Source organism: Streptomyces sp. NPDC008150 (assembly GCF_042956945.1).
Lineage (GTDB): Bacteria > Actinomycetota > Actinomycetes > Streptomycetales > Streptomycetaceae > Streptomyces.
In genome coordinates, this window is sequence record NZ_JBIBHJ010000011.1 from 14,310 (window position 1) to 33,642 (window position 19,333).

The window sequence follows — 19,333 nt, forward strand, 5'->3', positions numbered from 1 at the left end:
CGGCCGGTGGGCCGGTGGGCCGGTGGGCCGGTGGGCCGGTGGGCCGGTGGGCCGGTGGGCCGGTGGGCCGGTGGGCCGGTGGGCCGGTGGGCCGGTGAAGCGTAGCCCTCTTGTGATCGGCGGCCGTACAACCAAGCGGCAGGGCGCCAAGTCGTGATCATCGGCGGCCCGAGGCCGCCGATCCCGGCTTCGAGAGAGAACGCATGCCTCACCTTGGACGTCCGGCCGCCGGCGCGGTCACCGTCATCCTGCTCGCCACCACGGGCCCCCTGCTGCTCGCCCCCTCCGCCGGGGCGGCGACCAGCTGCGCGTCCCCTGTCTTCAAGCGGCTGTTCTACGCGAACACGTCGTTCTCCGGGACTCCGAAACGGACCGACTGCGACAGTGTGATCGCGCAGAACTGGGGTTCCGGCGCCCCCGTCTCCGGCCTGCCCAAGAGCGGCTTCGGTGTCCGCTGGTCGGTCACCCGGGACTTCGGTTCCGGGGGCCCGTTCACCTTCACCGCGTCGGCGCTGGACGGTGTCCGCGTCTACCTGGACGGCATTCGCAAGATCGACCTGTGGAAGAACGGGTCCACGACCGTGAAGAAGACGGTCGACGTCACTGTTCCCAAGGGGACACACACCCTACGCGTCGACTACGTCAACTGGACCGGCAACGCCGCTGTTTCCTTCTCCTACGCACCACGCACCTCCCCGACGGTCGACACGGTCGCTCCGCTCACCCCCGGCAGTCCCAAGGTGGCCTACAGCACGACCACCGGCGCGGCGAAGTTCTCCTGGGCGCGCGGCAAGGAGATGGACCTCGCCGGCTACCACGTCTACCGCCGCCCCAAGGGTGCCTCCTATCCCGCCAAACCCGCGGCCACCGTGGCGGCCACCGCCTCGACCACGGCGTGGACCGACAGCACGCTGCCGCTCGACGGTGCCGTCTAATACTACGAGGTCCGCGCCTACGACAAGGCGGGCCATGAGTCCGCGGGCACGGCGGACCTGGGCGTGACGACCATCCGTGACACGACTGCGCCCGCGGCGCCCGTCGGCGTCGAGGACAACTGGGCCATCGGCTGGGCCACGGCGGTCAAGCTGTACTGGGACGCCAACTCCGAGAAGGACCTGGCCGGTTACCGCGTCTACCGCTCGGCTGCGGCCGTCGTGGCAACCACCCCGGGCAATCTGGTGGCGACCGTGAAAAGCCCGTACTACGAGCAGTCGCTGCCGCAGACCGGTGACGACTACCGGTACGTGGTCACCGCAGTGGACGTCTACGGCAACGAATCGCCCGCCTCCGGGACCGCGGTCTACAGCACCCTCGACAAGACCGCACCGACCTGGGTGCCCGACGACCTCGCCGCGAGCGACACCGAGCACGCGGTGACCCTCACCTGGTCGCACGCCCCCGACTACGGGACGTTCGACGTCTACCGCAACGGTGTGGTGGTCGGCTCCGGCACCTCGACGTGGACGGACACCCGGCTCACGGCGGACACCACCTACACCTACTCGCTGCGGCCCGTGGACCTCGCCGGAAACCGGGGCCCGGCCTCGACCACCGTCACGGTCCACCACGTCGGAGACCTGGTGACTCCCGAGCCGGTCACCGGCCTGACCGCCGAGGCCGAGGACGACGGTGTCAGCCTCGACTGGGACGACAGCCCGGACTCGGACATCGACCACTACAGCGTCTGGTTCCAGGAGGTGGGCGGTTCGGGCGAGTGGTGGGACGCGGGAACAACGACCGCGTCGGAGCTGATGCACCAAACGCTCCCGGACGGCGAGCGGCTGCGCTACGTGGTGGTCGCCGAGGACGACGACGGCAACGCCCTGAATCGGGAGGACCCGACCGTCGCCTCCGTCGAGGTGACGGAGCGCGACTTGACGCCCCCCGACGGTTCCAGTGGCGAGTCGGACATCTGGCTCCTGGCCGTGGACTCGTACGACGCGGACGCCGTCACCCAGACGCTCCGCTGGAACTACGAGCCGGACCACGTCTCGGACGACGACGCCACCGGGTTCCTCGTCCAGCGCTGGAACCCGGACACGCTGAGCTGGGAAAGCCGCACGTCGTTCGCGACGACGGCGGCGAGCCACTGGTACTACTTCACCGACACCGGGGTCCCGGCGCGGAGCACGCTCTTCTACCGAGTGGCCCTGACGCACGCGGACGGCACGCTCGGTGAATGGGAGGTCCTCCAGAACTACACGTGACCGGCATACGCGGATGCGCGGGGCAGCAGAGCGCACCGGGTGGCAACACAACCGGGGCCACGCGTCGTTGCCACGTTGCCCCAAACGTGCACGGCGCGCTCGGCTCGCAGACCGGGCGAGGGGTGCTGCCCCTGCTGCGGGGTATTCCCGATCGGGAGGGCAGGGCGGTCATCCTGGTCAGCCACGACCCGTCGCAGCTTCCCCCGCCGACCGCGTCGTCTTGCCTCGTCGCCGGCCGGGTCAGCGGTGAGCCGACCGGTTCCTCCGCCGAGGACATCGCGGCGCGCACGACCAAGTTCGAGGCGGCGGCGCCGTGCTGAGCACCACGCTGGGCGTCCTGCACGCACGCTGGGTGCTTCGTGGCAGCTTCGTCGCCCTCTCCCCGGGACTGGCGCTGATCGCCGTGATGGGGGCGACGGCTCCCGCGGGTTCGGAAGGCGGTCGGGATGCGGCCGATGGGAAGGGCAAGTGGTCTGGAGAATTGGTGAGTTGACCCGTGGGATTGTTGAGCTGTGTGTTGCCTGTGAGTCCTTACCGTGATCAGGTAGACCCTCAGACACCGTGCCGCAACACCCAGACCACTCCTGGGGGAACGACCGTCTCTCGCGCCCGCTCCGCGGCGTGGGCGGCGGCTGTCGCACGCATTTGTGCTAGGAGAGGAAACACATGAACCGCATCCGCACCACCATGACCGCCGGTGCCGCCCTTGCCGGCGCGCTCGCGATCGCGCTGTCCGGCGCGAGTCCGGCCGCCGCCGCCGACTCCTTCCAGCAGGGGACGAAGGTGAGCGGCCCGAGCAGCGGCGCCGGCTGTGTGGGTTCGATAGACAAGGCCAAGGTCTGCTTCGATCCCAGCGGCGACAAGATCTACGTCTACGACGGCGACGCCGACAGCGCCTCCGCGGTCTCCGACTGGGAGAACTACAAGCACTGGAACGACAGCGGTATCTACCGGTCAGGCCAGTGTGTGAACTCCGAGGGCGCCGGCACCTGGGTCGTGTGCAACAAGGACTTCTACGAGGAGGGCCTGGTCTTCATGGTTGCCCGCACCTACGACCGCAGCGCCGGCAAGTGGACCGGCTCCTACGGCTACCAGTCCTTCTACACCAGCTGACACGGCAGCTCATACGGCTCCGGCAGCGGGGCTGTCGCGGCCCCTCCAGAGCCTCCTGGCGGCCGGAATGACCGTCACCGACCGATCCGGCCGTCCCCAGGGATCACAAGCTCGTCGGTCGCGATCGTGCCACGTCGTGCGGTCGACCACCTCAACGGCGGTTCGCCGAAGTCGAGATGCGCCGTTCCCCGGGCTGCCGCCACAGGCATGCCGAGCCGGGGGAACGGCGCTGCCGGTTCTCGGGAGCAACGGATCGCGCCTCCCGCTCGTTTGCCGCCGACCACCGTCGGCGCCCGACCGCACCGACCAACGCCGTCGGCGCAACAGCACGTGGCAGCCCAAAGCCGAAACGGAGCGAGCGCGGAAGCCCCGGGGACGGTCGTGATGTCGGGATGTTCAGGGGCCGAGTGGGCTCCAGTCGAACCAGCCGTACGAGACGTTGTACGCCATGGGTTCGTCGCAGTGGCCGGACGCCACGATCCGCAGGGCCACCGCGTCCGCGCGCGCCGCGTGCCCGTCGGCGAGGACCAGGAGGACGACGACCGCGAGCAGTCCGAGGGCGGCCGGGGTCCGCCAACGCCGTATCCGCGACGCGATCGCCACCACCACGGCCAGGAGCAGCCCGCCGAGCAGGAGCCAGCGGTTCAGGTACTCGGGGTGTTCGGCCCACACCTCGTCGGTGGTGTCCGGGAGCCAGCCGCGCGGCGGGAGCCGGACGTCCCCGTCGGGCACGAACGACACCCTGGTGTAGCCCAGTCGCAGCGAGCGGATGCCCGCCGGCCGCCGCGTCCGCCCGCTCCGGTCAACCGCAGAGTTCGTCATGACGGTCCCTCTCCCCTTGGCTGTCGGTCCGTCACCGCACCTCCCGCTCCCCGAACGGATGAGCTGCGAGCCCTCCAACGCCACCTTCGTCGTCGACAAGCTCGAAAAGCAGGGCCTGGTCGAGCGCCGCGCCCACCCCACCGACCGCCGCGCCAAGCACCTGGTCCTCAGCGCGGACACCGCACTGCGCGAACGGCTCCTCGAACTCCTCGCCCAGGACTCGCCGTTGACCGGCCTCACCGCGCAACAGCAGCGCACGTTGCAGGGCCTGCTCGAACAGGCCGTCATCCGCCCGTGAGCCGGGCCAGCCGAACGCGAAGGGCCCAGCCGGCCCAACCACCACCCGCCCTGCCCGACTTCCCAGCCACGCGGGGGCGTCGGGTCCACCGTTGCCGTCCGGATGCCGCTGCGGCGATGTCGGCCGTCGCGGACTCCGCGCCCCGCGGTGCGTCCGCCTCGGCGGCCGTCAGGGCCGCGTCGGCACGCGCGGACGCCCGGCACGGCGCCGGTACAGGGCCGTCGAGCTGCCGGTCGGTCCTGCCCCGGCCCGGTGGAGCGGGTCAGGACCGCCGCGAGGCCGTCCGTACCCCGGCGCAGCGGGCCGAACGCGGCGACCACACGTCGGCTGCACGGCCGGCGCACTGGTGACGCCGGCGTCAGGCCCCGTGCGGCCGGGCTCAGGAGCCGTCACAGCGCTCCGGCGTCCCGGGCCGTCCAAACGCTCGGGTAGATCGGCCGGAAGCCGAGGTCCCGGCGGATCCGCAGGTTGGACGTGATCCCGTGCCACGGGTCGGGGTCCGTGAGTTCGTGGAGCCCGGCGGGAACCTCGACACCGTTGAGCTGGTAGAGCTCGACCGTCGTCACGGGGGCGTCGTCGGCGACGTTGTAGATCCGGCCGGCGATGCCCGGCGCGTACAGCAGGCGCATCAGGCCCTGGGCGACGTCCGCGTGATGGGCCATCTGCAAGCGCTGGTGCGGCGCCCAACCCGACGCCCAGTGCAACGCGTTGGCGAGGTGCGGGTCGCCCTCGCCGTAGACGAAGGGAAGCCGTCCGACGCGTACGTCCAGCCCTTCGAGCGCGAGCAGCTCCCGCTCTGCCTCCGCCTTGGAAGCCGGGTAGGCACCCCACATCGCGCCACCCGGGCGGCTCTCGTCGTCCTCCGTCAGCGGGCGTCCCCGCCCGACGCCGTACACGTTGTTGGTACTGACCTGCACGAACCGCTCCACGCCCGAGACCTGCGCGGCACGGCCCAGCGCCACCGCGGCGTCACGGTTCACGGCCCAGGCCTCCTCGTCGGGCACCCCGCGGAAGGACGCGGCGACGTTCACCACGGCGTCCACCCCGGCGAGTGCCTCGCCCAGCGTCTTCTCGTCGCGCATGTCCCCCACCGCGACCTGGGCACCCAGCTCCGCGAAGCGTTCGCCGCGCGCAGCGTCCCGCACCAGCACGCGCACCTGCTCGCCGGGCTGCCGCTGGGCCAGCAGCCTCGGCACGAAGCGGCGTCCGACCTGTCCCGTCGTACCGGTCACCAAAGTCAGCATGGCGTGCTCCTCGCTCGTATTCATGGTCCGTCTGCCTGCACGTTCCAGCCTTGCCCGGAGCCAGGCCGGGCGGGAGAGACCTCTTGATCAGGGGACTGTGAGGTCCTGGATAACCGGGCCGGTCTCCCGCACCCTGGAAGGGTGAACCGAGCCGAACTCGCCGACTTCCTGCGCCACGCCCGCGCCCGCCTCGACCCTTCCGACGTGGGCCTCACGGCAGGAACCCGGCGCCGTACGCCGGGGCTGCGCCGCGAGGAGGTCGCCCAGCTTGCCGGCATGTCCGTGGACTACTACGCACGGCTGGAACAGGCCCGGGGTCCCCGGCCGTCCCGCCAGATGCTCGCCGCGCTGGCCCGTGCCCTGCGGCTGACACAGGACGAGCACGATCACCTCTTCCATCTCGCCGGCGAGGAGCCACCGCGCCGGGAGGCGACCAGCGCCCACGTACGCCCGGGCCTGCTCCTCGTACTGGACCGGCTCCACGACACCCCGGCTATGGTGACGACCGACTACGGTCAGGTCCTGGCCCAGAACGCCTTGTCGCAGGCGCTGAGCGGAGACGCCCTCGCCCGCCCGCCCCGCGAGCGCAACATGATCCGGCGCTTCTTCCTCGACCCGGACGCCCAAGAGCTGTTCCCTCCCGAGGACCGCCCCGAACGCGCCCGCGAGCAGGTCGCCGGTCTGCGCGCGGTCGCCTCGGCCCGCCCCACGGACCCCGAACCCGCGGCCCTCGTCAGCGAACTGCGCACCGGCAGCCAGGAGTTCGCCCGCCTCTGGGACGAGCACGAGGTCGCCGTACGCCGCGCCTCCACGAAGCGCTTCCGGCATCCTGCCGTCGGCATCCTCGAACTCGACTGCGAGGTCCTCGCCAACTCCGGCCACAACCAGCAACTCGTCATCCACACCGCCCGCCCGGGTACCGAATCGTACGAGCGCCTGCGACTGCTGCGCGTGGTGGGCATGCAGGACCTGACCCCGGCGGACTCCGCACCGCAGGAGCAGGGGCCAGCCGCACGGCACACGTCGTAGGCCGTCGTCCCCGGGAACGGGGGTCGCACCCGAACGGAGGCGCATCCAGAACGGGGCGAAGGCCCGCTGTTCCTGTCGGTGTCAACGCGCCGCCCCGCCGGGTGCCGATGGCTCAGGTGCCGGACCCGCCCCAGCCCTCTCCGTGCGCGGCCCGCGGGGTTGCGCGCAGCCGTTCCTCGAGGGACTCCAGCAGGCCGTCCAGGTCGGCGGCGACGGCAAGGTCGTCCAGGGTCGGGGCCGGCAGGAAGCCGGAGTCGACCAGGCCGCGCAGGACGCCGAGCAGCGGCGTCCAGAACCCTCCCGCGTCGAGGAAACCCACCGGTTTGGTGTGGAAGCCGAGCTGGCGCCACGACCACACCTCGAATATCTCCTCCAGTGTGCCGAGACCGCCGGGCAGCGCGACGAAGGCGTCGGAGTACTCGGCCATGATCGCCTTGCGCTCGTGCATCGAGTCGCACCGGACCAGTTCCGTCACCCCCTCATGGGCCCACTCCCGCTCGACCATGCTGCGCGGCATGACGCCGACCACCTCGCCGCCGGCCTCCAGCGCGCTGTCCGCCACCACCCCCATCAGGCCCCGGCGGCCACCGCCGTAGACCAGTCCTATGCCGCGCCGGGCCAGCCCGGAGCCGACAGCAGCCGCCAACGCGACGTGGGCAGGGTCGTGTCCGCTGGACGAGGCGAGGAAGACGGCGACACGACGCATGGAACTCTCCGGGGCGCAGGAGGGGGCGGGCCTTTCGGTCTACCACGCGTCTCACGCCTCCGACCAGGGGCTTCGGACGAGGGCGCCCCGGGAGGCGGCTCACCGGGCGACGGCCGTCCCTCGGCAGCCGCACCTGACCCTCAAGTGCAGGGTGAGAGTCGGCCGCCGCCGGCGCGGGCATCCGGGTCCAGGAGGTGACGACGGCTACGTGACACGTCGTGAGATCGGTTGCGGCGGCGGCAACGGCACCGACCTCACGGGACGGCGCGGTCCGGACGGATGGACCGGTTGCCGCTGCTCACCACCGACACGGACCGGCGTCGCTCTTGTCAGACCCACCCCCGCCGCACCGCCTGCGTCCCCGCCTGGAACCGGCTGATGGCTCCGAGCCGGGCGGTCAGGTCGGCGATGCGCCGGCGCAACGTCCTTTCGCTGATGCCCAGTTGGCGCTGGACAGCCTCGTCCTTGAGGCCCGCGTTCAGCAGCCCCAGCAGGACGTGGTCCTGGTCGGACAGGTCGGGGTGGCTGCGGGGAAGACGGCCCCGTTGGGAGACCTGTTCGGCTGGCCCGTTCCATGATCGATCGCGATACGGCTTCTCATGCGGAGGCCGCCCTCAGAGCGGTTTCCAGGTCGGCGATGAGGTCGTCGAGGCCTTCGACACCTACGGAGAGCCGCACCAGGCCCGGGGTGACACCGGCCGCCGCCTGCTGGTCGGCGTCGAGTTGGGCGTGGGTGGTGGAGGCGGGGTGGATGACGAGACTGCGTACGTCGCCGATGTTGGCGAGATGACTGAACAGCTGTAACCCTTCGACGAATCGGCGCCCGGCGTTCAGCCCGTCCGCGAGTTCGAAGGCGAGCAGGGCGCCGGCCCCGCGCGGCAGATACCGCTTGGCCTGGGTCCTCCAGGGGCTGGACGCGAGGCCCGCGTAGTGGACCCGGTCGACCTGCGGCTGCGCTTCCAGCCAGGAGGCGAGTGCCTGGGCGTTCGCCACCTGCCGCTCGATGCGCAGGCTGAGGGTTTCCAGCCCCTGCAGGAGCAGGAAGCTGTTGAAGGGCGAGACTGCCGGTCCCAGATCCCGGAGGAGTCGGGTACGCAGACGGAGTGCGTAGGCGAGGCCGAGGGGGGAGAAGGATTCCCAGAACGACAGTCCGTTGTACGTCGGGTCGGCGTGGGTCAGGCCGGGCCACCGGTCGGGGTCGGCGCCGAAGTCGAAGCGGCCACTGTCCACGACGACTCCGCCGATGCCGGTGCCGTGTCCGGAGAGGAACTTGGTGGTGGAATGCACGACGATGTCCGCGCCGTGCTCGATGGGCCGCAGCAGGTGGGGCGTAAGCACGGTGTTGTCCACGACGAGGGGGACACCCACCTCGTGGGCGATGCGGGCAACGGCCTCGGTGTCGAGGACGTTGCCTCGCGGGTTGCCGATGGTCTCGCCGAAGAACGCCTTGGTACCGGGGCCCACGGCCGCGTACCAGGCGCCGAGGTTGTCCGGGTCGTCGATGAAAGTGACCGCGATGCCGAAGTCGGCGAAGGTGTGTTCCAGGAGGGTGCGCGTGCCGCCGTAGAGCGAGGACGAGGCGACGATATGGTCACCGACGCGCGCCAGGTTCAGCAGGGCGAGGGCGGTGGCAGCCTGGCCGCTCGCCACCGCGACGGCGGCCGAGCCGCCTTCCAGGGCCGCGACGCGTTCCTCGGCCACGGCGGTGGTCGGGTTCGACAGCCGGGTGTAGGCGTGGGTGGCGAGATCGTCGAGGGCGAAGGCCGCGGCGGCGTGCGCCGTGTCGCGGTAGACGTAGCTGGTGGTCTGGTGGATCGGCACGGCACGGGCGCCGGTGACCGGATCCGGAACGGCGCCGGCGTGCACCTGCCGAGTTTCGAATTCCCAATCCCTGTAGGGGCGTTCACTGCTCATCGGGTGTTCTCCCGCTTCGCCAGGACGTCGGACCACCAGCGTTCGGCGACCTTCGGATGCGAGCGGAGCCACCCGACCAGGGCGTTCTCTCCGAAGGCCGCGAGGAGGGGATTGTCCGGGTCGTCGGTGACGCCCCGGCTCAGTGCCGCGAGTTCCGGCGGGAGCCGGAGCGGCTTGACGACCGCGTCGAGGCGCGGGCCGAGGAAGAAGGGAATGGAGTAGCGGTCGACACCCGACGGACTGACCACCCGATGCCGGGTGGCCTTCAGATAGCCCTGTGTGGCGATCTCCAGCATCTCGCCGATGTTGAACACGAAGGCGTCCGGTACCGGTAGCACGTCGATCCAGCCGCCGTCCTCGCGCTGGACCTGGAGTCCGCCCACCTCGTCCTGCTGCAGCAGCGCGAGATAGCCGTAGTCCTTGTGAACGCCCACGCCCTGGTCGGCGTCCTCGGCCGGTCGCGGCGGATAGTGGACGATCTTCACGTGGACGGCGGCCTCGTCGTCGAACCACTCGTCGAAGTAGCGCTCGTGCTGGCCGAGCGCGGCCGCGAGGGCCCGCAGGACCTCGCGGCTCACGCGCAGGGCCTCCGCCTGCCAGCGCAGCACGATGTCCCGCAACTCCGGTAGTGCGGTGGGCCATTGGTTGGGGCCGACGAGCCGGAGGTAGTCGGGATCCGCCGGTCCGGTGGTGATCGGCTCTCGTTCGGGGCCGATGTCGATCTGTTCGCGCCAGTCGGCGCTGCCGGCCGTGTACTCGGTTCCCGTGCGCGTGTAGCCGCGGAACTGGGGGGAGTTGAGGTTCTCGATCTCCAGCCGGCGATCCTCGGGGAGGGCGAAGAAGGCGCGGGCCGCGCGCAGGATCCCGTCCCGGACGGATACGGATACGCCGTGTCCGGTGACGTAGAAGAACCCCACGTCGTGGGCGGCGGAACGAAGTTCGGCCAGGAAGGCGTCACGGTCGGTGCCGGGATCGCGGAAGCGGGAGATGTCGACGACGGGCAGGACGGTGGGCTGTGCCATGGGGTTCCTTCGCGGCGGCAGCAGGGCCGGACACCGCAGTGCGCGTCAACAGCCGTACAGGGATCACCTGTTGATGGCGGAGCGGTGGGATGTGCCCGGAGCGGGCGGGATGGGGGGAAGGTCGAGATCTCAGTCGGTGTGGAAGGGTCAGCGACAGGTCTCGTCGAACTGGTCGGCGCGGCGGCTCACCCAGAACGGGTCGAGCAGCACCGTGTGTGCCTGGCCAGTTGTCTCCATGAGCGGATCAAAGCACACGCTCGCGGAGGCGTCCACGGTGCGTCTTGACGGGTGAGACGGCGTCCGAGGACCGGGAAACGACCGCGAAGATCTTCAAGCCTGTTGGTCTTCGTCACGGAGGCCGCCCCTTCGACGCCGGCGGAGGAGCCCGGCGCCGAAGGGAACTGGGGCGTCCCGCGCCCCGGGGTCAGAGCTTCGGCAGCTCCAGGTGCTCGCGCAGGGTGGTGCCCTCGTACGCGGTGCGGTACACGCCCCGGGTCTGCAGCTCGGGCACCAGCTTGTCCACCACGTCGGTGATCGACGCCGGAAGCAGGTGGGGCACCAGGTTGAAGCCGTCGACCGCGCGGGTCCGGACGTAACGCGTCCACTCGTCGGCTACGGCGGACGGGGTGCCGACGAAGGACGGGTGGCCGCCCGGCGACACCTCCGCCACCAGCTGCCGGATGGACCAGCCGCGCTCCTCGGCGAGGGCCCGCCATGCGCGGATCCGCTCCGCCTTGCCGGTGCGGTGCTCGATCGACAGGGTGCCGCGCGACGGGTCGAGTTCGCCCTCGGCCGGCTCGATGTCGGGGAGCGGGCCTTCGGGGTCGTAGGCGGACAGGTCGGTGCCCCAGTACTGCTCCAGGAACGCGATCGCCCGGGGCCCGTTGACCTGCTGTTCGCGAAGCCAGCGGGCCTTCTCCACCGCCTCCGCCTCGGTGTCCCCGAGCACCACGGTGGCGCCGGGCAGGATTCTCAGGGAGTCGGGCGTACGGCCGTACCGGGCGAGTCGGCCGCGCAGGTCGGCCGCGTACGCCACCGCCTTGTCGTACTCGGTGTTCGCGGAGAACACCACGTCCGCGTGGCGGGCGGCGAGGTCGCGGCCCCCGTCGGAGTCGCCGGCCTGGAAGAGCACCGGACGGCCCTGAGGGCTTGGCGGGACGGTGGTGGTCGCCCGCAGCCGCACGAGGTCGGTGTCCCGCTCCACAGGTGAGGCGGGCGCCCCCGGGTTCCAGGACGCCCACAGCTCCTTGGCGGTGTCCACGAACTGCCCGGCGCGCTCGTAGCGCCGCTCGTGTGCGAGCCAGCCGCCGTGGCGGAAGTTGGCACCGGTCCAGGCGTTGTCGGTGGTGACGATGTTCCAGCCGGCCCGGCCCTCGGTGAGCAGGTCGAGGGAGGCCAGTCGGCGGGCCAGGTCGGCGGGGTAGTTGTAGGTGGTGTTCTGGGTGGCGACCAGGCCGATCCGCTCTGTGACGGCGGCCAGCGCGGAGAGCTGGGTGATCGCGTCGGGGCGGCCGGCCACGTCGAGATCGTAGATGCGGCCCTGGTTCTCCCGCACCCGCAGGCCCTCACCGAGGAAGAAGGCGTCGAACAGGCCCCGTTCCAGGGCGTGGGCAACGTCGACGAAGGTCTCGATCGCGGTGTGCGAGGGGGCGTCGGGCTCGCTCCACACCAGTTGGGCGCCCACACCGGTGAAGAACAGGCCGAGGTGGAGGCGGGGTTCGGTGGGTGAGTCGGTCATGGCGGTCACCTCAGACGTTGATGGCGGCGGGGCAGGCAGAGACGGCCGGGGCGGCGGGGTCCGCCGGGGCGGCCGCGGTGGCGAAGCGGCTGACGGGACGTGGCAGGCCGAGCGTGGCGCGCAGGGTGTCCCCCGCCCGGGGCGGCCGGTGCAGTCCGGCGGCGGCCAGGGCGGGCAGCACACGCTCGACCAGCACCGGCCCGTCCACAGCGAGGACGGCGGGGTGCAGCCGCACCCCGTCGACCAGCGGGGCGAGCCGGGTGAGCAGGTCGGTCAGCTCCTCGGCGGAACCGGTGTGACGCAGGCGTCCCGTGCCCGGCCAGTCGGCGGTGGCGTTCAGCTCTGCCAGCCGGGCGGCGGCCGGGGCGTCGTCGGTGTCGAGCACGGCCTCCACCTCGGCGAAGACCAGCGGCGCGCCCGCCGCCCGGGCCTCGGCGGCCCGCTCGGCGATCTCCTCGGGCGTGGACCGGGACACCAGGACGATGTCGGCGCGCTCGTCGATCCCGAGGGCGTCCGGGGCGAGGACGACCACCTGGCCCTGCGGCGGGCGCGGGGTGATCAGCGGTCCCTTGACGGTGAAGCCGGCGCCCTCGAAGTCGATGTGGTGGACCCGGTCGGCGTCCAGGAAGCGGCCGGTGGCCACGTCCCTGATCACCGCGTCGTCCTCCCAGGAGTCCCAGAGCGCGCGGGCGGTCTCGACCACGTCGGCCACCTCACGCCGGGTCTTCTCGGGGGACAGCGGCGCCCGCCCGACGGTGGCCAGCGAGCCGGAGTCGTCGGCCGCGCCGACCAGCCAGGCGGCCCGGCCGTTCGAGGCGTGGTCCAGGCTGGCGAGCTGGGTGGCGAGGTGGAACGGCTCGGTGGTGGTGGTGTGCAGGGTGGGGGCGAGCCCGAGCCGGTCGGTGGCGAGCGTGAGGAACGCGGCCCGGCTGCCCGCCTCGATCCGGCCGGCCGGACCGGCCGCCGGTCCGGTGGCCGGCGGCAGCGGCGCGTCGGCCAGGGTGAGCAGCGCGTACCCGGCCTCCTCCGCCGAGGCGGCCGCCTCCCGCACACCGCGCGGGGTGAGTCCCGCCCCGGCGCTCCGGCCCGGGTGGCGGGCGGCGGCCGGGTGGGCGCCGTCGCCGTCGGCCTCCAGGGCGAGGTGCAGCGCGGGCGGTGCGGTGTCGTGGTCAGTCATGAACGGTGCCTCCGGTGGACGGGTCACCGGCCGACACGGGAGCCCGGTCGCCGGCGGGACGGTGGTCGGAGCCTTCGGCGCGGCCGCCCGGCCGGTCGGGGCCGGACGCCGGCAGCGGGCCGGGGAAGGTGCGGGCGGAACCGGGAGAGGAGTGGACGGGGGCCGGGGAGGTGCGGACGGGGGCGGTGACCGGGCCGGCCGGCGCGGCCGCGAGCCGGTGCGACAGCCACAGCGCCACCCCGAGCGCCGCGAGGACGGCCGCCGCGGCGCCCGAGGCCATCCCCCAGCGCACCCCGGCGTGTTCGGAGACCCAGCCGATCACCGGGCCGCCGACCGGGCTGCCGCCCATCGAGATCACCGTGTAGACGGCCATCACGCGCCCACGCATCGCGTCGTCCACCTCGGACTGGACGAACGCGCTGACCGCAGTGTTGAGGATCATCAACGCGCATCCGGTCGGCAGCAGCAGCGCGAGGAAGGCCGGGTACGACGGCATCAGCGCGGCCAGCACCTCGAACGCGCCGAACAGCACCGCTCCGGCGACGACCGTCCGCACCCGGGGCGTGATCCCCCGGGTCGCGGCAAGGGTGCCTGCAACGGTGCCCACGGCCAGGGCGGTGTTCATGAAGCCGAGACCGTCCGAACCGACGTCGAAGACCCGTCCGGCGAACAGCGTCAACGTGGTCGGGAAGCTGACCGCGAAGGTCGCGGCGAGCCCGAAGACGGTGAAGACGCCCACGAGTTCGGGCCGTGAGCCGACGTACCGCAGTCCCTCCCCACCCGCCTTCCGCCACGGCGGCGGGGCGGCCGCCGGGGCGTCCGCGGCCCTCGGCCGGATCGACGCCACGCCCGCCAGGACGGCCGCGAAGGAGGCGGCGTTCAGGGCGAACACCCAGCCGGTACCGATCACCCCGATCAGCACACCGGCAACGGCCGGGCCGATCAGCCGGGCGGCGTTCAGCGACAGGATGTTCAACCCGGCGGCCCTGGGGATCAGCGGCCGGCCCACCAGTTCCCTGACGAAATACAACCTGGCCGGGTTCTCCACGGTGAACACCGCGCCCAGCGCGAAGGACAGCACGTACAGCAGCCAGAGCGGCGCGTACCCGGACAGCACCATGACGGCCAACAGCACGGCTTGCGCCGCGTACAGCGCCTGCGTCCACAGCAGCAGCCGGCGCCGGTCGTACCGGTCGGCGATCACCCCGCCCCACAGGCCGAACAGCAGCACCGGGGCGAACTGGAGCCCCGCGACCCAGCCGAGCGCCGTACCGCTGTGGGTGAGGGTCAGCACGAACCAGTCCAGCGCCACGCCCTGCATCGCGCTGCCGATGTTGGAGACCAGTCCCGTGCTCCAGTAGATCCGGTAGTCCCGGACCCGGAGCGCGGCGAACACCCCAGTGGGTTCGGCGTCGTTGACAGCCATGGGCCTTCCTTCGCCACGAGCGGCGGGCGGTCGTGGGCGGGCGGTCGCGGGGCGGGAGCGCGGTGCGCGCGGGTGGGTCCGCGCGGCGGCGGGCAGTCCGTCCGGTGTTCCGTCTCCCGTGCCGCGCGGCGGCCCGCCCCGCGTTCCTGTCCGGCGCCGCGTCCGGTGTTCCGCCCCCGTTTCGCCTCGCGGTCCGTCCTGGTGGAGGTCCGCGCGGGACGTGGGGGCGACGTGCCCCCAACAGGGCTCAGCCAGTGCTCAACCGGGGCTCGGCCGCGGCTCGGCGCGCCGGCGGCGGCCGGGACGGCGGGCCCGACGGGCGAAGGGAGGGGGGAAGCGAACCCGAACGCGGCGAACCGGCCACGTATCGGCAGAGGAGGGAAAGGGCGAACCGGGCGGGGCGGTTCAGCTACAGGTCTGGTCGAACTGATCTGCGCGGCGACCCGCCCAGAACGGGTCCAGCAGCACGGTGGGTGCCTGCCCTGCGATCTCCATGCCCCGGATCAAAGCACACGGCCTGTGCAGCGTCCACCGACCGTCCCGCCCTCTGAGACAGGACGACTTTCTTCGCGCGGGATCCCGTTTTCGGAGGCTTCCGGGCATTGACGTCCGAGGAAACCGCTCCATACGATCGCGGCCGGCATTGAGTGTCAGCGTCAAGCCCTGGCTCGCTGACCGGCAACCCTCCACCGCGGTGGGGTGCTCCAGGTGAAAGCCCGGCGGGATCACCGGTGATCCCGCAAGCGCGTGGCCCCGTCGGGGCCGGAGACCGAGGGGGGAACGCATGCGGCAGCACCACGCCGGCCAACGGGCCTCCTCCTCCGTCGCCATGGTGTTCTCCCGGCTCTCCCGGCGGCGCCACATCGACCTGAAGCGCTCCACCAGCTGTCTCTGTCACGCCTGACGCGCTTCCCCCACGCCGCCTGACGAACAGTCACCGGCCGTCGGCTCCGCACGTTTCCCGTCCCCGTGTCACCACCTGCCCAGGGCTCCGCCCCGTCGTACGCGTCCGCCGTCACCGGCGTCCGCCCGCCGGGTCCGCGCGCTCCGCGCCGGCGTGCCCGCACACGCCTGCGCACCCGGCACTCCGATTGAGGAGAACCTCTTCGTGACCGTACTTCCGGCACTCCCGGCCAGAACCACCCGATGGGCGGCGCTCACCGCCCTCCTGACCACCAGCATCCTGCTGACCGCCTGCGGCACCGGCGGTGACGGCTCGGGCAGCGGCTCCTCCGACGCCAAGCCGAAGTCCGGCGGCACCCTCACCTTCGCGGTCAGCTCCGACGCCGGCTGCGTGGACCCCCAGCAGGTCGGCAGCAACGACACCATCTACTCGGTGCGCCAGATCGTCGACTCGCTCACCGACCAGGACCCGAAGACCGGCAAGATCGTGCCGTGGCTGGCGAAGAGCTGGGAGGTCAGCGACGACGCCACCACCTTCACCTTCCACCTGCGGGAGGGCGTCACCTTCAGCGACGGCTCCAAGCTCACCGCCCAGGTGGTCAAGGACAACTTCGACGCGGTGCCCGACCTCGGTCCGCTGGCCTCCCTCGCCCAGGGCTACCTGGCCGGCCTGAAGAGCACCACCGTGGTCGACCCGAACACCGTCAAGATCACCTTCGCCGCGCCCAACGTCCAGTTCCTCCAGGCCACTTCGACGCACTCGCTGGGCATCGAATCCGCGGCGAGCGTGAAGAAGACCCCGCAGCAGAAGTGCAGCGACGGCGTCAGCGGCTCCGGTCCGTTCGTGCTGGACAAGTACTCCCAGAACCAGTCGGTCACCCTCTCCAGGCGCGCCGGCTACAACTGGGGCTCCTCGCTGTGGGCGAAGACCGGTGAGGCCTACCTCGACAAGCTGGTCTTCAAGGTCGTCCCGGAGGCGGGCGTGCGCTCCGGCAGCCTCCAGTCCGGCCAGGTCGACGCGATAGGCAGTGTCGGCAAGGCCGACGAGACCGCCCTCCAGGGCGGCCAAGTCAACCTTCAGCGCCGCGCCAACCCCGGTCTGGTCTTCGGCCTGACCGCCAACAGCTCCCGTCCCGCGGTGAAGGAGACCGCGGTGCGCCAGGCGATCAGCTACGCCCTGGACCGCAAGGAGATCGCCTCCACGGTCTTCCCTACCGGCACCCAGCCGGCCACCAGCGTCCTCGCGCACACCACCCCCGACTACACCGACCTCTCCTCGGAGCTCACGACGGACCCCGCCAAGGCCAAGTCCCTGCTGGACGCGGCCGGCTGGAAGGCCGGCAGTGACGGCATCCGTGCCAAGGGCGGCAAGAAGCTCAGCCTGAGCATCGTCTGGATCCCCAACGCGGCCACCAACCAGCCCGCCCTGGAGCTGATCCAGCAGCAGCTGAAGGCCGTCGGCATCGGCACCACCCTCAAGCAGGTCCAGCTCCCGCAGTTCGCGACCGTGCTGGCGGGCGGCGACTTCGACCTCTCCTGGGGCAACGTGACCCGGGCCGACCCGGACATCCTGCGCGGCCAGTTCTCCACCAGCCTCACCAACTTCTACCGCCTGCCGAAGAGCCCGCTGGACACCACCCTGTCCGAACAGGCCGGCGCCGCCGACACCGCCAAGCGGTCCCAACTGGTCGCCGACGCTCAGAAGGAACTCATCGAAAACGCCTACACGGTCCCCGTGGTGGAGCTCCAGACCCAGCTGGGCGTGTCCAAGAAGGTCCACGACCTGAAGTTCGACGCCTCCAGCCGGATCCAGCTGCACGACACCTGGATCGGCTGACCGTGCGCCGCTACGTGGTCAAACGTCTGGCCCAGGCGGTCGGCGTCCTGTGGGCGGCCTACACGGTGGCCTTCCTGGTCCTGGACTACCTGCCCGGCGACCCGGTCACCGCGATGGCCGCGGGCGGCCTCGACTCCGGGCCGGTCGACCCGGAGCGGCTCGCCGCCCTGCGCCACCAGTACGGCTTCGACAAGCCCGTACTGCTCCAGTACGCGGACTACCTGGGCCGGGCGGTGCGGGGCGACTTCGGGGACTCCGTCTCCACCGGCCGCCCGGTCACCCGGACCCTGGCCGACGCCCTGCCGCAGACGCTCCAACTGACCGGCGCCGCCCTGCTCCTCGCGGTGCTCCTGGGCGGCGGCCTCGCGGTCGCCGCCACTTACACCTCCCGGCGGTGGCTGCGGCAGTTCCTGCTGTCGCTGCCACCGCTGGGGGTGTCCGTCCCCACCTTCTGGGTCGGCCTGCTGCTGGTGGAGGCGTTCTCCTTCCGGCTGCACTGGTTCCCGGCGTTCGGCAACGACGGGGTGCCCGGCCTGGTCCTGCCGGCCCTGACCCTGGCCGTCCCGACCGGTGCCCAGATCGCCCAGGTCCTGGCCAAGAGCCTGCTCACCGCGCTCGACCAGGCGTACGTCGAGACCGCGCGGGCCAAGGGCGCCGGGCGCACGCGAATCCATCTGCGGCACGCGCTGCGCAACGCCTCGCTGCCCGCCCTGACCGTCGTCGGACTGCTGGTCGGCCAGCTGATCGCCGGCTCCGTGGTCGTGGAGACGGTGTTCTCCCGCGACGGCCTCGGCCGGGTGACCGCCTCGGCGGTCACCGTCCAGGACATCCCGCTGGTCCAGGGAGTCGTGCTGTTCGGCTCGCTGATCTTCGTGGCGAGCAACCTGCTCGTCGACCTCGTCTACCCGCTGCTCGACCCTCGGATCGTGGTGGCCTCCGGCAGAAAGGCGCGCCTCGCATGAGTCAGAGCCTTCTCGGCGACCCGGCCGAGACCGCCCTCGCCCCGGCCCGGCAGGCCGGTCCGCAGACGGAGGCCCCCGCCCCCGGACCGGCGCGCCGCCGCCCCGACGTCCGGGAGGTACTGCGCTTCCTGGGCGGTCGCCCCGGCCTGCTGCTGTCCGTCGTCATCCTCGTCCTGATCGTCCTGGCCTCCTTCCGGCCGGACCTGTTCACCTCCCAGGACCCGCTGAAGGGCGTGCCCTCGCACAACTTCAGTGCCCCGAGCGCAAGTCACTGGTTCGGCACCGACGAACTCGGCCGGGACGTCTTCTCCCGCGTCGTCCACGGCGCCCAGCTCTCCCTCAAGGCGACCCTGATCGCGGTGCTGGTCGCGTTCGTCGTCGGCGGACTGCTCGGCGTGGTCGCCGGGTTCGTCGGCCGCTGGGTGGACGACGTGCTGATGCGGTTCGTGGACGTCCTGCTGTCCATCCCCGCACTGTTCCTCTCCCTCGCCCTGGTCACCGCGCTCGGCTACGGCACGGTGAAGGTGGCGGTCGCGGTCGGTATCGCCAGCGTCGCCTCCTTCGCCCGGGTGGCGCGGTCCGAGGTGCTGCGAGTGCGGCAGGCGGTGTTCGTGGAGGCGTCCCGCTCCTGCGGCGCCCGCTGGTACTCGGTCCTCGGCCGGCACGTCCTGCCCGGCGCGGCCGGTCCGGTGATCGTGCTCGCCACCCTCGACTTCGGCACCTCGATCCTCGCCGTGTCGGCCCTCAGCTTCCTCGGCTACGGCGCACCGCCGCCCGCCCCCGAGTGGGGGACGCTGATCTCCGAAGGCCGCAACTACCTCGCCAACGCCTGGTGGCTGACCGCGCTGCCCGGCCTGGCCATCGCCGCGACCGTCCTCGCCACCAACCGGGTGGCCCGGGCCCTCGACGGCGAATGGGCCCGTCGGCGATGACCG

18 protein-coding genes and 1 riboswitch are annotated in these 19,333 nt (G+C 71.9%); of the genes, 10 read left to right on the forward strand and 8 right to left on the reverse strand.

Annotation, left to right across the window (positions count from 1 at the left end):
• The first annotated feature begins 203 nt into the window (after positions 1-203).
• The 4 genes from ACFZA0_RS25055 to ACFZA0_RS25070 all read left to right on the forward strand — a co-directional run bounded on the left by ACFZA0_RS25055 (position 204) and on the right by ACFZA0_RS25070 (position 3,320).
• Entirely contained in the window at positions 204-935 is a 732-nt protein-coding gene (locus tag ACFZA0_RS25055) for a PA14 domain-containing protein (RefSeq protein ID WP_391020889.1), read from the forward strand.
• Between the two features lie 63 nt (positions 936-998).
• Positions 999-2,207: a hypothetical protein gene (locus tag ACFZA0_RS25060; protein ID WP_391020891.1), complete on the forward strand. Its 1,209-nt coding sequence runs from the start codon at positions 999-1,001 to the stop codon at positions 2,205-2,207.
• An 86-nt stretch (positions 2,208-2,293) separates the two neighbouring features.
• Positions 2,294-2,527, forward strand: a complete 234-nt coding sequence (locus ACFZA0_RS25065; RefSeq protein WP_391020893.1) for a hypothetical protein — start codon at positions 2,294-2,296, stop codon at positions 2,525-2,527.
• Between the two features lie 346 nt (positions 2,528-2,873).
• Positions 2,874-3,320 carry a hypothetical protein gene (locus ACFZA0_RS25070; protein ID WP_391020895.1) on the forward strand — a complete coding sequence of 149 codons (447 nt, stop codon included), beginning with the start codon at positions 2,874-2,876 and terminating at the stop codon, positions 3,318-3,320.
• A 396-nt stretch (positions 3,321-3,716) separates the two neighbouring features.
• On the opposite strand, the gene ACFZA0_RS25075 is transcribed toward ACFZA0_RS25070, so the two are convergent.
• Complete coding sequence (locus ACFZA0_RS25075) at positions 3,717-4,142, reverse strand: hypothetical protein (protein ID WP_391020896.1); 426 nt, start codon at positions 4,140-4,142, stop codon at positions 3,717-3,719.
• A 16-nt stretch (positions 4,143-4,158) separates the two neighbouring features.
• Here ACFZA0_RS25075 and ACFZA0_RS25080 point away from each other — a divergent pair, with 16 nt between their 5' ends.
• The gene (locus ACFZA0_RS25080) at positions 4,159-4,440 is read left to right on the forward strand and encodes a MarR family transcriptional regulator (RefSeq protein ID WP_391020897.1); all 282 of its coding nucleotides are present in this window, start codon (positions 4,159-4,161) and stop codon (positions 4,438-4,440) included.
• Positions 4,441-4,829: 389 nt separating this feature from the next.
• Here the strand turns inward: ACFZA0_RS25080 and ACFZA0_RS25085 are convergent, their stop codons facing one another.
• The gene (locus tag ACFZA0_RS25085; RefSeq protein ID WP_391020899.1) at positions 4,830-5,684 is read right to left on the reverse strand and encodes an NAD-dependent epimerase/dehydratase family protein; all 855 of its coding nucleotides are present in this window, start codon (positions 5,682-5,684) and stop codon (positions 4,830-4,832) included.
• A 141-nt stretch (positions 5,685-5,825) separates the two neighbouring features.
• Between ACFZA0_RS25085 and ACFZA0_RS25090 the strand changes: the two genes are divergently transcribed.
• Positions 5,826-6,713: a helix-turn-helix domain-containing protein gene (locus tag ACFZA0_RS25090; protein WP_391020901.1), complete on the forward strand. Its 888-nt coding sequence runs from the start codon at positions 5,826-5,828 to the stop codon at positions 6,711-6,713.
• Positions 6,714-6,825: 112 nt separating this feature from the next.
• On the opposite strand, the gene ACFZA0_RS25095 is transcribed toward ACFZA0_RS25090, so the two are convergent.
• From ACFZA0_RS25095 to ACFZA0_RS25120, 6 genes are all read right to left on the reverse strand, one after another.
• Entirely contained in the window at positions 6,826-7,419 is a 594-nt protein-coding gene (locus ACFZA0_RS25095; protein WP_391020902.1) for a TIGR00730 family Rossman fold protein, read from the reverse strand.
• Positions 7,420-8,016: 597 nt separating this feature from the next.
• On the reverse strand, positions 8,017-9,333 hold the full coding sequence (locus tag ACFZA0_RS25100) for a PLP-dependent transferase (RefSeq protein WP_391020904.1): 1,317 nt from the start codon (positions 9,331-9,333) through the stop codon (positions 8,017-8,019).
• Positions 9,330-10,355, reverse strand: coding sequence for a 2-oxoglutarate and iron-dependent oxygenase domain-containing protein (locus ACFZA0_RS25105; protein ID WP_391020906.1), 1,026 nt, complete (start codon positions 10,353-10,355; stop codon positions 9,330-9,332). The genes ACFZA0_RS25100 and ACFZA0_RS25105 overlap by 4 nt, the downstream gene beginning before the upstream one ends.
• Before the next feature lie 424 nt (positions 10,356-10,779).
• Positions 10,780-12,093 carry an NtaA/DmoA family FMN-dependent monooxygenase gene (locus ACFZA0_RS25110; protein WP_391020908.1) on the reverse strand — a complete coding sequence of 438 codons (1,314 nt, stop codon included), beginning with the start codon at positions 12,091-12,093 and terminating at the stop codon, positions 10,780-10,782.
• 10 nt (positions 12,094-12,103) lie between these two features.
• Positions 12,104-13,270 (reverse strand): LLM class flavin-dependent oxidoreductase, encoded by a 1,167-nt coding sequence (locus tag ACFZA0_RS25115; RefSeq protein WP_391020910.1) that lies wholly within the window; start codon positions 13,268-13,270, stop codon positions 12,104-12,106.
• Positions 13,263-14,696: an MFS transporter gene (locus ACFZA0_RS25120; RefSeq protein ID WP_391020911.1), complete on the reverse strand. Its 1,434-nt coding sequence runs from the start codon at positions 14,694-14,696 to the stop codon at positions 13,263-13,265. The genes ACFZA0_RS25115 and ACFZA0_RS25120 overlap by 8 nt, the downstream gene beginning before the upstream one ends.
• A gap of 639 nt (positions 14,697-15,335) precedes the next feature.
• Positions 15,336-15,448: riboswitch (SAM riboswitch) on the forward strand.
• 32 nt (positions 15,449-15,480) lie between these two features.
• On the opposite strand from ACFZA0_RS25120, the gene ACFZA0_RS25125 reads away from it, so the two are divergent.
• The 4 genes from ACFZA0_RS25125 (at position 15,481) to ACFZA0_RS25140 (ending at position 19,330) form a co-directional block, all read left to right on the forward strand.
• A complete protein-coding gene (locus ACFZA0_RS25125; protein WP_391020913.1) occupies positions 15,481-15,600 on the forward strand; it encodes a putative leader peptide in 120 nt (39 codons plus the stop codon).
• Positions 15,601-15,804: 204 nt separating this feature from the next.
• On the forward strand, positions 15,805-17,436 hold the full coding sequence (locus ACFZA0_RS25130; protein WP_391020914.1) for an ABC transporter substrate-binding protein: 1,632 nt from the start codon (positions 15,805-15,807) through the stop codon (positions 17,434-17,436).
• Between the two features lie 2 nt (positions 17,437-17,438).
• Positions 17,439-18,398, forward strand: coding sequence for an ABC transporter permease subunit (locus ACFZA0_RS25135; protein ID WP_391020916.1), 960 nt, complete (start codon positions 17,439-17,441; stop codon positions 18,396-18,398).
• Positions 18,395-19,330, forward strand: coding sequence for an ABC transporter permease subunit (locus ACFZA0_RS25140; RefSeq protein ID WP_391020918.1), 936 nt, complete (start codon positions 18,395-18,397; stop codon positions 19,328-19,330). The genes ACFZA0_RS25135 and ACFZA0_RS25140 overlap by 4 nt, the downstream gene beginning before the upstream one ends.
• Positions 19,331-19,333: the final 3 nt, after the last annotated feature.